The following is a 12,930-nucleotide window of genomic DNA, read 5'->3' as shown; positions in this document are numbered from 1 at the left end:
TCAGCCGTGCGTCAAGATCTTCGCGGCGGCATCCAAGCCCTCCGGAGTGCCGACGACTACGAGCAGGTCGCCCGCGGTGAAGGTGAAATCGGGGCCGGGCGAGGGATGCAACTGCCCGGCCCGCATGACCGCGACGATGGAGACCTTCGTGCGGGTGCGCATCTCGGTTTCGCCGAGGGTGCGGCCGTCGTACGGCGAGTCGTCCCCGATCGGCAGCTGGCGCGTGGTGATCCCGGGCATGTCGCGGTGGTCGTCGTTGAGCTTGGCGACCAACTGCGGCGCGCCGAGCAGGTTGGCCAGGACCGCTGCTTCGTCGGTGGTGAGCGGGATCTGCGCGGCACAGGCGTCGGGATCGTCGAGCTTGGAGACGATCAGGTCGATATCACCGTCGCGGTGGGCGACCACGCCGATTCGGCGACCGGAACGCACTTCGAAGTCCTTACGGACCCCGATGCCGGGTAGTGCGGTGACGTCGACGTTCACGCCCTCCAGATTAGCCGGATCACCGCGTGCGCGAACGGATCGGTCATCACTTCGGCCGATGGCGCGTCGCATGCGCTGTGCTGTGATGGAGGCGTGCGGCGGTGGTCGGATTTGCCGGAGCGGACGCGGGACGCGCTGGGCGCGGTGATCGCGTTCGCCGGCGGCGCGGCGCTCTATCTCACCGGCCTGTCGACGATGACCGACCGGGGCGAGCAGGTGTCGTTGTGGGTGCGGTTCGGTGTGCTCGCCGTGCTGTGCCTGGCGACGTTCGCCCGGCGCCGCGCACCGGTCGCCGCCATGCTGGGCGGACTGGTCCCCTTGGCGATGGACATCCGCCTCGGCGCCACCGTGTCGGTGTGGATCATCTACGCCGACCTGATCTACGCCGCTGTGCTGTACTCCGGGCGCCGGAACGCGCGGATCACGGCACTGTCCTGGTTTGCGCTCTCCGGCGTCCTCGTTGTCCTGGTTCTGGCGCTGACCGGCGACCCGCGTGCGGTGTCGCTCGCCCTGGTGGCGGTGTTCAGTTTCGTCGCGACACCGATCTGGTGGGCGAATTCCGTACGCACGCACAAGGAGATGGCGCACGCCGAGCGCGCCCGCGCCCAGGCGCTGACCCTGGTCGCCGAACTCGACCGGCGCGCGGCCGTCACCGACGAGCGCACCACGATGGCGCGCGACCTGCACGATGTGATCGCCGGGCACCTGTCGGCCATCGCGCTGCACTCGGAGGCGGCGCTCGGAATACTGGACCGCCGCACAGCCGACCCCGCGGTGGCCGGGATCATGCGGTCCATCCGGGCCGACAGCGTCAGTGCGCTGGAGGAGATGCGCACCATGATCGGATTGCTGCGGAGCGACGACGCCGCGGCGGAGGTCGCCGCACCCCGCACGCTCGCGCAGTTGCCGATCCTGGTGGACGCCGCCCGCGCCGCAGGGGTTTCGGTGCTGATACGCGAATCGCCGACCGGCGCAGCGCTGCCCAGTGCGGTCGGCCAGGCCGCCTATCGGATCGTTCAGGAAGCTATGACCAACGCCATGAAACACGCACCGGGACAGGAGGTCTGCATCGACGTGCGCACCGAGGAGGGGATGCTCACCATATCCGTTCGCAACCGGATCGGGCCGCGGCCATCCGGCGCGACGGATCGAGCCGGGCGTGGTCTGGCCAATATGCGTGAGCGTGCCGCTGCGCTCGGCGGAAGCCTGCATGCCGGAACGGATTCCGGCCGCTGGGAAGTTCTGGCCAGACTGCCGCTCGGATCCATGGACGCCGCATGACCATTCGGGTGGTGATCGCCGACGACCACGCGGCGATCCGCGCCGGGCTGCGGATGATTTTGGAGGCCGAGGACGACATCGAGGTGGTCGGCGAGGCGGCCGACGGCGATGTCGCGGTGGCGCAGGCGAAAGCGCTGCGGCCGCAGGTGGTGCTGATGGACGTGCGGATGCCGGGGGTGGACGGCATCACCGCCACCGAGCGGATCACCGCGGACGGTCTGGCCGCGGTGTTGATTCTGACCACCTTCGACTTGGACGACTACGTCTTTCGCACGCTGCGGGCGGGTGCTTCGGGGTTCGTGCTGAAATCGACGTCGGGACGGGCCCTGGTCGAGGCGGTGCGCGCGGTGGCGGCGGGTGACGGCGTGCTGGCTCCGGAAGTGACGCGAGCGGTGATCGCGGCGTTCGCCTCGTCGAACGGCACCGGCACGCGACCGGCTCCCGCGGGGCTCCACGGACTCACCGAACGAGAACGCGAAGTGCTCGACTGTCTCGGCGACGGGTTGTCCAACGCGCAGATCGCGCGCCGGTTGTTCATCGGCGAGACGACCGTGAAGACGCACGTGTCCCGGGTGCTGTCGAAACTCGGTGTGCGGTCGCGGGTTCAGGCCGCCATCGTGGCGCGCGAGATCCGGGACCGATGATCACGCCGTGCGTGGGGCGAAACTCCCGTCCGGCTCGGGCGGGTACTCCTCGACTCCGGTGACCGCGGCCACCGGCAAGGGGCCGTACAGATGCGGGAAGAGCATCGATTCCGGGTCGGTGGGGACGCCCGGCTCCCATTCGATGGGCGAACCCACGCGGCGGGCGTCGATACGCAGCAGCACGAGATCACGCCGTCCGCGAAACAAGCGGTTTGCGGGCAGGTGCACCTGCTGGGGCGTGGAGAGATGGATGAACCCTGCCTCGGTGAGCGAGGGCGCACGGTACTCCCCCGTTTGCCGAGCGGAAAGCCATTCGTCCAAAGTGCATAGGTGAACAAGCGTGTGAGTGTCATAGGTCACGGGTAATCTCCCGGTAGACAACTGGATCGGTCGATCGAGGGTGTGACGCAGTGCACATCGACGGCATGACCTGTGGCGTTCGCCCGTAGCGAAATCCCTGGTCGTGTTATCGAAAACACACTGCTTCATACGCGGGAACAAAGTCCCCCGTCCCGAACGTCTGACAGAGTAGTCATACCCCTGCTGGGAAGTAGCGGTAGCGAGCTCGTGGTGAGTGACCACGGGCCCCACACCAGGTGAACGGTCGTCGGGACCGGGAGCCAGGACGGAGGAGTCATGCCAGGAACCCTGACAAGCACCCCACTGACCGCGGTCGATCGTTGCGACCGCTGCGGGGCGGCCGCTCGAGTGCGCGCCGTACTGCCCGCGGGTGGAGAGTTGCTCTTCTGCCAGCACCACGCGAACGAACACATGGATCGGCTGCGTGAGCTGGACGCCGTGATCGACACGGAGTCCGCTCCCACGCTCTGATCTGCTCCTCGCGTCCTGACACAACAGCATCGGACAACAGAACACCGTTTCCACCGGCAGCGGGCGACCCATAGGTCGCCCGCTGCCGGCGTGTCCGGGGCGTTCAGTTTCCCGGCACCGCGCCGAGGATGCCGTCCAGCAGCCTGGCCAGGCCGAACTCGAAGGCGCCATCGGGGTCGGCGGGCGCCTGGTACAGCTCACCGACCGCGGCGCCGACGCGTGACGACAGCGGGAAACGGCTCGGCGGCATGACCTCGGCCAGCAGCGGGCCGTGCACCTCCCACCACCGCGCGTCACTCATCCGCCCGGTCTCTCTCGCCGCGGCCACCGCCATGCGGGCGTTCCCGGTGGCGAACTCCGCCAGCACGGCGATCACCCGGTCCATCACCACGTCCGGCAGGCCGAGTCCGTCGATCGCGGCGAGCTGCCGTTCGTAGCGGCGCATCCGCCCCGGCCCGAGCACCAGCCGCCACGGCGGGACGTCGAGCAGCCAGGGGTGTGCGACGAGTTCCGCGCGGACCTGCCTGGCCACGGCGGCCATCCGCTCGCGCGGCGGCAGATCGCCGGGTATGGGCGGATCCTCGTCGGCGACCGCGTCGACCATGAGGACCGTCAGCGCGTCCTTGCTCGGCACATAGGTGTAGAGACCCATCGGCCGCAGCCCGAGTTCGGCGGCGACCGTGCGGATGGAGACCTTGTCGTAGCCCTCGCGGTCGGCGAGTGCGACCGCCGCCGCGACCACCGCGTCGACGCTCACGGTCTGCTTCGGACCGCGTCCCACCGGACGCGGTGGAAGTTCGCGCCGCCACAGCAGGCTCATCAGCCGCCTGGCCTGGTCGAGTGTGCTGTCCTCGCTCACCGGCTCCTCGGAATCAATTCGATACGGTGTACGTTGTTACAGTACTCCGTACACCATACGTTGATCTGAGGGGTGCGTCCTGCCCAGCACACAAGCCACATACCTGCCCGATCGGCACATGTTCGCGGTCTGGTCCTGGACGGGAACCACCACCGGCCCGCTCCCGGCCGGTCCGGGGGACCCGGAGACCGTCGTGCTGGCCGTCCCGGCCGCGGACGGAGCCCTCGCGGTCGCCGAGGTCGACGCCGTCCTGGTGGACGCCGAGACGCTTGCCGACTCGACGCCCGAGCAGCCCGGCGAGTCGGTCCTGTCCTGGCAGCGGATCGTGCGATCCGTACTCGCCGATCCGGACGGGGATCCGCTCGACACGGATGCCGTCGCCTTGCCCATCGCGGCGCACGCGGTGCCGGACGCGTCCGGCACCGCGGTCGTCTCCGCGCAACGCGCGCTGCGCGTCCTGCACGACACCGAGGCGGTCACCGCGGAGCTGCGGGCGACGTTGAAAGCGCGGCTGCGGCCCTACCAGGCCCGTGGGGTCGGGTGGCTGCGCGAAACGGTGGCCGCCCACGGCGGCGCGGTGCTCGCCGACGAGATGGGTCTCGGCAAGACCGTCCAGACCATCGGTTTCCTGCTCGACCGGGCCGCGGCAGGCCCGCAACTGGTGGTGTGCCCGACCTCGCTGGTCGGCAACTGGGCACACGAGATCGGCCGGTTCGCGCCGGGGCTGCGCGTGGTCGTCTGGCGTGGCGGCACCGTCGCCGCCGACGCCGGCACCGTCGTCGTCACCGGTTATCCGACCTTGCGGCTGCACGGGCAAGGGCTGGCGCAGCAGGACTGGGCGACGGCCGTCTTCGACGAGGCGCAGGCGGTGAAGAATCCCCGCACCCAGGTCGCGAAGGCCGCGCGCGGGATCGGCGCGGCCGCGACGGTCGCGCTCACGGGCACGCCGGTGGAGAACCATCTCGACGAGTTGTGGGCCCTGCTGCACCTGGTGGCACCCCGGCTGTTCGGGCACCGGACGCAGTTCCGGCGGCGTTTCGTACGACCGATCCACGAGGGGTCGGCGGCCGCCGCGGCGCGGTTGCGCGACACCATCGAACCGGTTGTGCTGGCCCGGACGAAGAGCCAAGTCGCCGCGGCCCTTCCCGCGAAGATCCACAGTGACCTGCTCTGCGACCTCACCGCCGAGCAGGAGCGGCTCTACGACCAGCTACTCGACAAAGCCGTCGACGACGGGTTCGGCACGGGCATCGAGCGCCACGGCCGCGTGCTCGCGACGCTGACCGCGCTCAAGCAGGTGTGCAACCATCCCGGCCTGATCACCGGCGACCTCGACGAGTTGACCGGCCGGTCCGGAAAACTCGACCTGTGCACCGACATCATCGCCACCAATCTCGAAACCGACAGTCCCACCTTGATTTTCACCCAGTACCGGCAGACCGGTGAGTTGCTCGTCCGGCATCTGGCCGACCGGTTCGGGGTGACCGCGCCGTTCTTCCACGGTGGGCTGTCGCAGGCCGAGCGCGCCGAGATCGTCACCCGGTTCCAGGCCGAGGACGGGCCACCGGTCCTGGTGCTCAGCCTGCGCGCGGCGGGCACCGGGCTCACCTTGACCCGCGCGGCCGACGTCGTCCACTTCGATCGGTGGTGGAATCCCGCGGTGGAGGCACAGGCCTCCGATCGGGTGCACCGGATCGGCCAGACCCGCACGGTCACCGTCACCACGCTCACCTCCACCACCACCGTGGAGGAGCACATCGCGGGCATGCACGACCGCAAGGCCGCGCTGCGCGACCTCGGCGACGCGGCGGGCATCGCGGCGCTGGCCGCGCTGGACGACGACCAGTTGCTCGAGATCTTGCGCCGGAAGAGGGAGAGTTGATGGCCGACAACGAATTCGGTTACACAGCGTGGGGCATGGACTGGGTGCGGCTGGCCGAGCCGCTGCGCCAGACCAGGCCGGACCCGCTGTTGCCCCGCGCCCGCAGCATCGCCCGGAACAACGGCGTTCGGGCCACCGTCGAGGGCCGGGTGGTGCGAGCCACCATCCACCGCGGCGGGCAGGCGTCGGTGACTCACGTGGAGGTCGCGCCGCTGTCCCGGCAGACGATCACCGCCGTCGCCGGGATCGCGCCGGACACGACCGTGCTGACCGACGACATGCACCACGCGATGACGGCGGCCGGGATCTCGCTCGCGCCCGTTCTCGCGGGCGCCGACTGCTCGTGCACTGCACGCAAGGCACGGTGCGTGCACGTCTTGGCCGTCTGTTACGAGATGGCTCGGCAAGTCGACGCGGATCCGCGACTAGGGTTGGCGATTCAGGGCTATTTCGACGCCGTGCCCCGGGATGCGGACGCGTCCGCACCACAGGCACGGTGGACGCCGATCAGTGCGCTGGATCCGCAGCGTTTCTTCACGACGACGCCCGGCTGAACGGCGATCCCGTACGCCCCATGAGGACCTCACTCCGGCCGCCGTGCCCGGAAGCGAAAACTCGCTGCGCCGGTGTCGATCTCCACGTCGGTGAAGCCGATCCGGCGCAGCCGGTCCGCGGCCGTCTCCGGTGGCACGGGCACGCACGTGTCGCCGAGATGCATGAGCCGGAACATCCGGCCGTCGAGCCCGTCACTGCCCGCGAACACGCCGCCCGGGCGCAGTACCCGCAGAGCGTCGGTGAACACCGCGTCCTGCCTACCGGGCGTCGGCACGTGGTGCAGCATCGTGAAGCAGACCACGGAGTCGAATCGGCCCGAGGGCAGCGGCATCTCGGCTCCATCGCCGTCGATCACCGTCATCGCCGCGCCGTGTCGGTCGCGCAACCGCGCGGCCAGCACCGGATCGATCTCGACACCGGTGAGCGCGGAGGTGCGAGCCAGCAACGCGGACACGTTCGCGCCGTAACCGGGACCGATCTCCACAGTGTCGGAGCCGAGGTCGAGGCCGCACAGTGCCCACGGCACAATGCGCGTCGCGCTGGTCTTCTCCCACATCGACGAGCGGCACAGCAATCGGTGAAAGATGTTCATCGCCATGCCTGCCACGCTAGGAACGGATCGCGCCGGGCACGACAAGCTACGGTGACAAACTGTGTCGCAGAACGGCCACGCCGAGGTCCATCCCGCCCCGACCGGCGCGACGGCCATGGTGTTCGGGGTCGGCGTGCTGCCCGCGGGGCACTGGTTCGGCTTGCACGAGCACCCGCAACACCAGATCGCCTGGGCCTCCCGCGGGGTCCTCGCGGTCGAGGTGGACGACAGTCGCTGGGTGTTGCCGCCGACGAGGGCGCTGTGGATCCCCGCGGGCATCGCGCACCGCACCGGCACGTCCGACGGCGCGGCGATGCGCGGCATCTTCCTCGACCCCGGCCGGTGCGCGGTGGATTTCCGCGCGCCGACCATGTTGCGCGTGACCCGGCTCCTGCACGAACTGTTCGACCTGCTCACCACGGCCGACACCACCCGGGAGCGGCGGGCGCGCGCGGAAGCGGTGGTGTTCGATCTGCTGGAGCCAGTGGAGGTGATCCCGATCGGCGCCCACCTACCGGCCGATCCGCGGGCGCGGCGGGTGGCCGACGCCCTCGCCGCCGACCCGGCAGACCCGAGGACGCTCGCCGAATTCGCCGCCGACGTCGCGACCAGCCCGCGCACCCTGGCCCGGTTGTTCGTCTCGGAAACCGGTCTCGGTTTCGCCCACTGGCGCACGCAGATCCGGCTTGCCGCTTCCCTGCCGCTGCTCGCCGCGGGCCTGCCGATCGCCCGGATCGCCGGCCGGGTCGGCTACCGGACGCCGAGCGCTTACGTCGCGGCGTTCCGGCGGTCCGTCGGGGTCTCGCCGGGACGGTATTTCAGCGGCTGATCAGGCGTTGGTGCCGCTGTCCACGGTGAGGAACGCGCCGGTCACGCTGCGCCCGGACGGACCGGCCAGGAAGGCCACCGTGGCCGCGACATCGTCGGCGGCGCCGAAGCGGCCCAGCGCGGTCAACTCCCGCTGCCGCTGCGCGTGGGCGCCGTCCCCGGGGTTCATGTCGGTGTCGGTGGAGCCGGGCTGCACGAGGTTCACCGTGATCGCACGCGGGCCCAGTTCGCGCGCCAGCGCCTTGGTGAAGCCGTTGAGGGCGGACTTGCTGAGGTTGTAGAGCGTCACACCGTCGAAGGGCGCGTGATCGGTGAGGTTGGTGCCGATGCTGATGATCCGTCCGCCGTCGGTCATGTGCGCGACCGCGGCCTGCGCGCCGACGAACGCGGCACGGGCGTGCACGCCGAGCGCGTTGTCGATCTCGGCGACGGTGAACTCCTCGAACGGCTTCGCCGGAAAGATCCCCGCGTTGTTGACCAGGATGTCCAGCCCGCCGAGTTCGGACGCGGCACGGTCCACCGCGGCGCGTACGGCCGTGGCGTCGGCGCTGTCGGCCCGGATCGCGACGGCTCGGCGGCCGAGTGCCTCGACTTCTCCGACCACCGTCTTCGCCTGCCCTTCGGCATGCTGGTAGGTCAGCGCCACGTCCGCGCCCGCGGCGGCGAGGCGGCGCGCGATCGCCGCTCCGATCCCGCGGCTACCCCCGGTGACCAGCGCGACCTTGCCCATCAGCTCCGACATCGGTTACTCCTCAAATTTTGTGTCGATCAATACATAAATAGCCAAGCGCATTCGCCGCACCGATGTCAAGGGGTATATTTAACGATCGACACAGAAAGGGTCGGGATGGCTGGACGTGGACGACCGCGCGCCTTCGATCGCGCCGAGGCGTTGCGCCGCGCCATGGAGGTGTTCTGGGAGCACGGCTACGAGGGCGCCTCGATGAGCGACCTCACCGCCGCGATGGGGATCAACTCGCCCAGTCTCTACGCCGCGTTCGGCGGCAAGGAGGAGTTGTTCCGCGCGGCGGTCGAACTCTACGGGCATACCGACGGCGGCTACACCGCCCGCGCGCTGCGCGAGGAGCCGACCGCACGGGCGGCTGTGGAGGCGATGCTGCGCGACAACGCGAGGGCCTACACCGAGGAGAACAAGCCGCACGGATGCATGGTCGTGCTCGCCGGCTCCACTTACACCACACGCAACACCAGCATCCGCGACTTCCTGGTCGACAAGCGCCGAGCGACGACCGAAGACATCCGGCGACGGCTCGAACGCGGCGTCGCCGACGGCGACCTCCCGGAAGGCACCGACAGCGCGGCGCTGGCCGGTTTCTACACCACGGTCCTCTACGGACTGTCCATCCAGGCGCGGGACGGGGCGTCGCCGGCGGAACTCACCGCGTCCATCGACTGTGCCATGGCCGCCTGGCCCGCCCCGGCCGGCTGACGCGGGCTACTTCCGGCGCAACGCGGCGATGCGCTCGTTGAGTTGATCGGCCGAGGCCAGCGCGGTCGGCGGCCCGCCGCACTCGCGGCGCAGCTCGCCGTGGATCACCCCGTGCGGCTTGCCGGTGCGATGGTGATGCATCGCCACCAGGCTGTTGAGCTCGCGCCGCAGTTCGCCGAGCCGATCGGCTGTGGCGACGCGCTCCGCCGCGCCGGCCACCTGGGCGCCGGGATCGGGGACGGGCGCGGGCACGCTGCGCTCGACGACCTGCTTGGCCTGCCGCTCGCGCAACAACGCGCGCATCTGCTCGGCGTCCAGCAACCCCGGGATTCCCAGATAGTCGGCTTCCTCGTCGCTGCCGGCGAAGGTCGCGGTGCCGAACGAGGACCCGTCGTAGATCACCTGGTCGAGCTCGGCGTCGGCGGCCAGCGCGACGAACGACTTCTCCTGCTCGCCCGGCTCGTCCTGCTGCTTGTTCGCCTCGATCAGCAGTTCGTCGTCGAGGCCGTTCTTCTCCCGGTGCGGTTTGCCGATGACATGGTCGCGCTGCAACTCCAGCTGCGCGGCCAGATCCAGCAGCACCGGCACCGACGGCAGGAACACGGTCGCGGTCTCGCCGGGCTTGCGGGCGCGCACGAACCGCCCGATCGCCTGCGCGAAGTACAGCGGGGTGGAGGCGCTGGTCGCGTACACCCCGACGGCCAGGCGCGGGACGTCGACGCCCTCGGACACCATGCGGACCGCGACCATCCAGGGTTGGGTGCTCCTGCTGAACTCGGCGATGCGGCTGGAGGAGGCCGGATCGTCGGAGAGCACCAGCGCGGGCTTCTCCCCCGAGATGTGTTCCAGCAGTTCGGCGTAGTCACGGGCACGGTCCTGGTCGGTGGCGATCACCAGGCCGCCCGCGTCGGGCATGCCGGAGGCGCGCTTCTGGCGCAGCCGGATGTCGGCGGCGCGCAGCACGGCGGAGATCCAATCGCCCGCCGGGTCGAGCGCCGTTCGCCAGGCCCGCGCGGTCTGCTCGGCGTTCAGCGGCTCGCCGAGGCGCGCGGAGTACTCCTCGCCCGCGCTGTCGCGCCAGTGCGCCTCGCCGGAGTAGGCCAGGAAGACCACCGGCCGCACCACTCCGTCGGCCAGGGCCTCGGCGTAGCCGTAGGTGTGGTCGGCGCGGGACTTCGGGAAACCGGACTCGTCGGGCTCATAGACGACGAACGGAATCTGGCTGTCGTCGCTGCGGAAGGGGGTACCCGTCAGCGCGAGGCGGCGGGTGGCGTCGCCGAACGCCTCGGCGGTCGCGTCACCCCAGCTCTTCGCGTCTCCCGCGTGGTGGATCTCGTCGAGGATGACCAGCGTCCGGCGATTCTCGGTGCGCACGCGATGGCGCGAGGGGTGCGCGGCGACCTGGGCGTAGGTGACCACGACACCGTGATAGTCCCCCGAGGTGCCGCCGGTCGAGTTGGAGAACCGCGAGTCCAGCGCGATACCGGTCCGCGCGGCGGACTGCGCCCACTGGTGCTTGAGGTGCTCGGTCGGCGCGACCACGGTGATCTGGTCCACCGTGCGGTCGGCCAGCAGTTCGGCGGCCACGCGCAGCGCGAAGGTGGTCTTACCCGCGCCGGGGGTGGCCACGGCGAGGAAGTCCCGCGGTTTGGTGGCCAGATACTTCGTCAGCGCACGTCGCTGCCAGGCGCGGAGGGAGCCGCCGACGGCGGTGCTCACCGTTGTCGAATCGCCCGGCGTCTCCGCTTCTCCCGCCACAGCGGCGCCACCCGACCCAGTCACGCAGACGACCCTAGCGGCCCGGCACGGCGTGTCGCCAAACCGACGCGGCGGTCGCGATGGGCGTCACACAGCCGCCGGCCGGGATGCTGGGTGTTCACCCGACGCGCACCGACACGTCGCGTGCACAGCCCGATGCGGATCGCCGAAGTGCGCGATGCTGTAAGCACGATGACCGAGCACCGCGCCCTCCCGGGCGATCCGCCGCGGACCGACGCACCGTCGACCCGCGCCGCCGCCGTGCGCACCCCTGGATGGGCCGACCGCGTGGGCGCGCGGGCCTCGGTGGCGGGAAAACGGGCCGCGGAGCTGATCGTGCGCGTGGCACAGAAGGCCTGGGCGGATTCCATCTTCGCCAAATCGGCCGCGGCGGCGTTCTGGCAGACGCTCTCCTTGGCTCCGCTGCTGCTCGGGGTGCTCGGCAGCCTCGGTTACGTCGGCGGGTGGTTCGGCCCGGACACGGTGCAGATCGTCGAGTCCAAGATCATCGCGTTCAGCCGGGACCTGTTCAGCGCCAACGTGGTGTCCGACCTGATCGAGCCGACGGTCCAGGACGTCCTCGGACGCGGGCGCGGCGCGGTGGTGTCGGTGGGTTTCGTGCTGTCGCTGTGGGCCGGTTCGTCGGCGATGGCCACCTTCGTCGACTCGATCGTCGAGGCGCACGACCAGCAGGACGCACGGCACCCGGTGTGGCAGCGCATCTTCGCCCTGCTGTTGTACGTGCTGTTCCTGGTGGCGGCGGTGTTCATCCTGCCGCTGGTGGCGCTGGGGCCGACGCTGATCGGGCGGGTGCTGCCCGGCGCGTGGCGGGCGACCGGACTGCAACTGCTCGATTTCTTCTACTACCCGGGCGTCGGCCTGCTGCTGATCGTCGGGCTGACCACCCTGTACAAGCTGGCGCTGCACACCTCGCTGCCCTGGCACCGTCTCTTCGGCGGGGCGCTGGTGGCGGGGGTCTTCTTCATGGCGGCCAGCGACGTGCTGCGCCGCTACCTGTCCTGGGTCACCCGCACGGGCGTCACCTACGGTGCGCTGGCGACGCCGATCGCGTTCCTGCTGTTCACGTTCTTTCTGGGTTTCGCGGTGATCCTGGGCGCGGAGTTCAACGCGGCAGTGCAGGAGTTCTGGCCCGCCCGGGCGACGCGCATGGAGCAGGTGAAGGAATGGATCGCCAACCAGGTACGCGGCGAGAACGGCGCCGACGACGAGGACGCGGCGGGCCCGGACGAGGCCGCCACGGACCGTGGCGAGGCCGGGTCCCACGGCTCGCGCGCCGTGCTCGATCTGCGAAAAGCGGGGTCCGCGCCAGGCGAGTAGGACCCGTCAGTCGCCCTTGCGTAGGCCGTCGTAGACCTTCTTGCACTCCGGGCACACCGGAGAACCGGGCTTGGGCGAGCGGGTCACCGGGAAGACCTCGCCGCACAGCGCGACCACGTGGGTGCCCATCACGGCGCTCTCGGCGATCCTGTCCTTCTTCACGTAGTGGAAGAACTTCGGGGTGTCGTCGCCCGTCGTCTCGTCGGTCGTCGTATCGGGGCGAACCATGGTGTCGGTGCTCACGCATTCCATGATGCCCCATCAGGAGAAACCGGGTCGACCACGGTGGCGCGTCCCGGGTCACCAACGATTCCGGAGCGGAACCCTACCGCGGAGTGTGCGCACCCGGACCACGAGTGGAAGACTCGGGGTATGCAGCAGAACGGCGATTCCCCATCCGCCGACGGCCGCGACCGCGAAGAGCACCCC

General features: G+C 70.2%; 15 protein-coding genes. 8 read left to right on the top strand and 7 right to left on the bottom strand.

The genetic code is table 11. The features are described from left to right. The gene (locus tag ACWEKR_RS02645; protein WP_159838050.1) at positions 1-483 is read right to left on the bottom strand and encodes a cation:proton antiporter regulatory subunit; all 483 of its coding nucleotides are present in this window, start codon (positions 481-483) and stop codon (positions 1-3) included. Between the two features lie 111 nt (positions 484-594). Here ACWEKR_RS02645 and ACWEKR_RS02640 point away from each other — a divergent pair, with 111 nt between their 5' ends. Next, entirely contained in the window at positions 595-1,764 is a 1,170-nt protein-coding gene (locus tag ACWEKR_RS02640) for a sensor histidine kinase (RefSeq protein ID WP_452352944.1), read from the top strand. After that, a complete protein-coding gene (locus tag ACWEKR_RS02635) occupies positions 1,761-2,408 on the top strand; it encodes a response regulator (RefSeq protein ID WP_452352943.1) in 648 nt (215 codons plus the stop codon). The genes ACWEKR_RS02640 and ACWEKR_RS02635 overlap by 4 nt, the downstream gene beginning before the upstream one ends. On the opposite strand, the gene ACWEKR_RS02630 is transcribed toward ACWEKR_RS02635, so the two are convergent. After that, a complete protein-coding gene (locus ACWEKR_RS02630; RefSeq protein WP_324198008.1) occupies positions 2,409-2,768 on the bottom strand; it encodes a DUF952 domain-containing protein in 360 nt (119 codons plus the stop codon). It abuts the gene before it with no gap. Positions 2,769-3,044: 276 nt separating this feature from the next. Between ACWEKR_RS02630 and ACWEKR_RS02625 the strand changes: the two genes are divergently transcribed. Next, complete coding sequence (locus ACWEKR_RS02625) at positions 3,045-3,239, top strand: DUF7455 domain-containing protein (RefSeq protein ID WP_159838275.1); 195 nt, start codon at positions 3,045-3,047, stop codon at positions 3,237-3,239. A 103-nt stretch (positions 3,240-3,342) separates the two neighbouring features. Here ACWEKR_RS02625 and ACWEKR_RS02620 read toward each other — a convergent pair whose 3' ends face one another. Beyond that, the gene (locus tag ACWEKR_RS02620; protein ID WP_452353094.1) at positions 3,343-4,059 is read right to left on the bottom strand and encodes a TetR/AcrR family transcriptional regulator C-terminal domain-containing protein; all 717 of its coding nucleotides are present in this window, start codon (positions 4,057-4,059) and stop codon (positions 3,343-3,345) included. Between the two features lie 157 nt (positions 4,060-4,216). On the opposite strand from ACWEKR_RS02620, the gene ACWEKR_RS02615 reads away from it, so the two are divergent. Beyond that, a complete protein-coding gene (locus ACWEKR_RS02615) occupies positions 4,217-5,980 on the top strand; it encodes a DEAD/DEAH box helicase (protein WP_452352942.1) in 1,764 nt (587 codons plus the stop codon). Further along, positions 5,980-6,534, top strand: coding sequence for a hypothetical protein (locus tag ACWEKR_RS02610; RefSeq protein WP_452352941.1), 555 nt, complete (start codon positions 5,980-5,982; stop codon positions 6,532-6,534). The genes ACWEKR_RS02615 and ACWEKR_RS02610 overlap by 1 nt, the downstream gene beginning before the upstream one ends. 29 nt (positions 6,535-6,563) lie before the next feature. On the opposite strand, the gene ACWEKR_RS02605 is transcribed toward ACWEKR_RS02610, so the two are convergent. Continuing rightward, complete coding sequence (locus ACWEKR_RS02605) at positions 6,564-7,133, bottom strand: class I SAM-dependent methyltransferase (RefSeq protein WP_452352940.1); 570 nt, start codon at positions 7,131-7,133, stop codon at positions 6,564-6,566. Between the two features lie 55 nt (positions 7,134-7,188). Between ACWEKR_RS02605 and ACWEKR_RS02600 the strand changes: the two genes are divergently transcribed. Then, complete coding sequence (locus ACWEKR_RS02600; RefSeq protein ID WP_452352939.1) at positions 7,189-7,956, top strand: AraC family transcriptional regulator; 768 nt, start codon at positions 7,189-7,191, stop codon at positions 7,954-7,956. Here the strand turns inward: ACWEKR_RS02600 and ACWEKR_RS02595 are convergent, their stop codons facing one another. Beyond that, a complete protein-coding gene (locus ACWEKR_RS02595; RefSeq protein ID WP_452352938.1) occupies positions 7,957-8,697 on the bottom strand; it encodes an SDR family NAD(P)-dependent oxidoreductase in 741 nt (246 codons plus the stop codon). A 105-nt stretch (positions 8,698-8,802) separates the two neighbouring features. Between ACWEKR_RS02595 and ACWEKR_RS02590 the strand changes: the two genes are divergently transcribed. Then, positions 8,803-9,405 (top strand): TetR/AcrR family transcriptional regulator, encoded by a 603-nt coding sequence (locus tag ACWEKR_RS02590; RefSeq protein ID WP_452352937.1) that lies wholly within the window; start codon positions 8,803-8,805, stop codon positions 9,403-9,405. A gap of 6 nt (positions 9,406-9,411) precedes the next feature. On the opposite strand, the gene ACWEKR_RS02585 is transcribed toward ACWEKR_RS02590, so the two are convergent. Further along, positions 9,412-11,163: a DEAD/DEAH box helicase gene (locus ACWEKR_RS02585; protein ID WP_416382517.1), complete on the bottom strand. Its 1,752-nt coding sequence runs from the start codon at positions 11,161-11,163 to the stop codon at positions 9,412-9,414. A gap of 192 nt (positions 11,164-11,355) precedes the next feature. Between ACWEKR_RS02585 and ACWEKR_RS02580 the strand changes: the two genes are divergently transcribed. After that, positions 11,356-12,501, top strand: a complete 1,146-nt coding sequence (locus ACWEKR_RS02580; RefSeq protein ID WP_452352936.1) for a YihY/virulence factor BrkB family protein — start codon at positions 11,356-11,358, stop codon at positions 12,499-12,501. A 6-nt stretch (positions 12,502-12,507) separates the two neighbouring features. Here ACWEKR_RS02580 and ACWEKR_RS02575 read toward each other — a convergent pair whose 3' ends face one another. Further along, a complete protein-coding gene (locus ACWEKR_RS02575) occupies positions 12,508-12,744 on the bottom strand; it encodes a DUF3039 domain-containing protein (RefSeq protein ID WP_195083704.1) in 237 nt (78 codons plus the stop codon). Between the last annotated feature and the right edge of the window lie 186 nt (positions 12,745-12,930).

The organism is Nocardia sp. NPDC004573, assembly GCF_053602135.1.
Note: the sequence above shows the minus strand (reverse complement) of the source record. Positions and strands in the feature narration are given on the sequence as shown.

Bases quoted from the DNA above. Each gene is read 5' to 3' on its own strand.
- ACWEKR_RS02580 (WP_452352936.1), top strand. From the start codon at position 11,356: ATGACCGAGCACCGCGCCCTCCCGGGCGATCCGCCGCGGACCGACGCA.
- ACWEKR_RS02605 (WP_452352940.1), bottom strand. From the start codon at position 7,133: ATGGCGATGAACATCTTTCACCGATTGCTGTGCCGCTCGTCGATGTGG.
- ACWEKR_RS02620 (WP_452353094.1), bottom strand. From the start codon at position 4,059: ATGAGCCTGCTGTGGCGGCGCGAACTTCCACCGCGTCCGGTGGGACGC.
- ACWEKR_RS02595 (WP_452352938.1), bottom strand. From the start codon at position 8,697: ATGTCGGAGCTGATGGGCAAGGTCGCGCTGGTCACCGGGGGTAGCCGC.
- ACWEKR_RS02590 (WP_452352937.1), top strand. From the start codon at position 8,803: ATGGCTGGACGTGGACGACCGCGCGCCTTCGATCGCGCCGAGGCGTTG.
- ACWEKR_RS02635 (WP_452352943.1), top strand. From the start codon at position 1,761: ATGACCATTCGGGTGGTGATCGCCGACGACCACGCGGCGATCCGCGCC.
- ACWEKR_RS02625 (WP_159838275.1), top strand. From the start codon at position 3,045: ATGCCAGGAACCCTGACAAGCACCCCACTGACCGCGGTCGATCGTTGC.
- ACWEKR_RS02610 (WP_452352941.1), top strand. From the start codon at position 5,980: ATGGCCGACAACGAATTCGGTTACACAGCGTGGGGCATGGACTGGGTG.
- ACWEKR_RS02615 (WP_452352942.1), top strand. From the start codon at position 4,217: ATGTTCGCGGTCTGGTCCTGGACGGGAACCACCACCGGCCCGCTCCCG.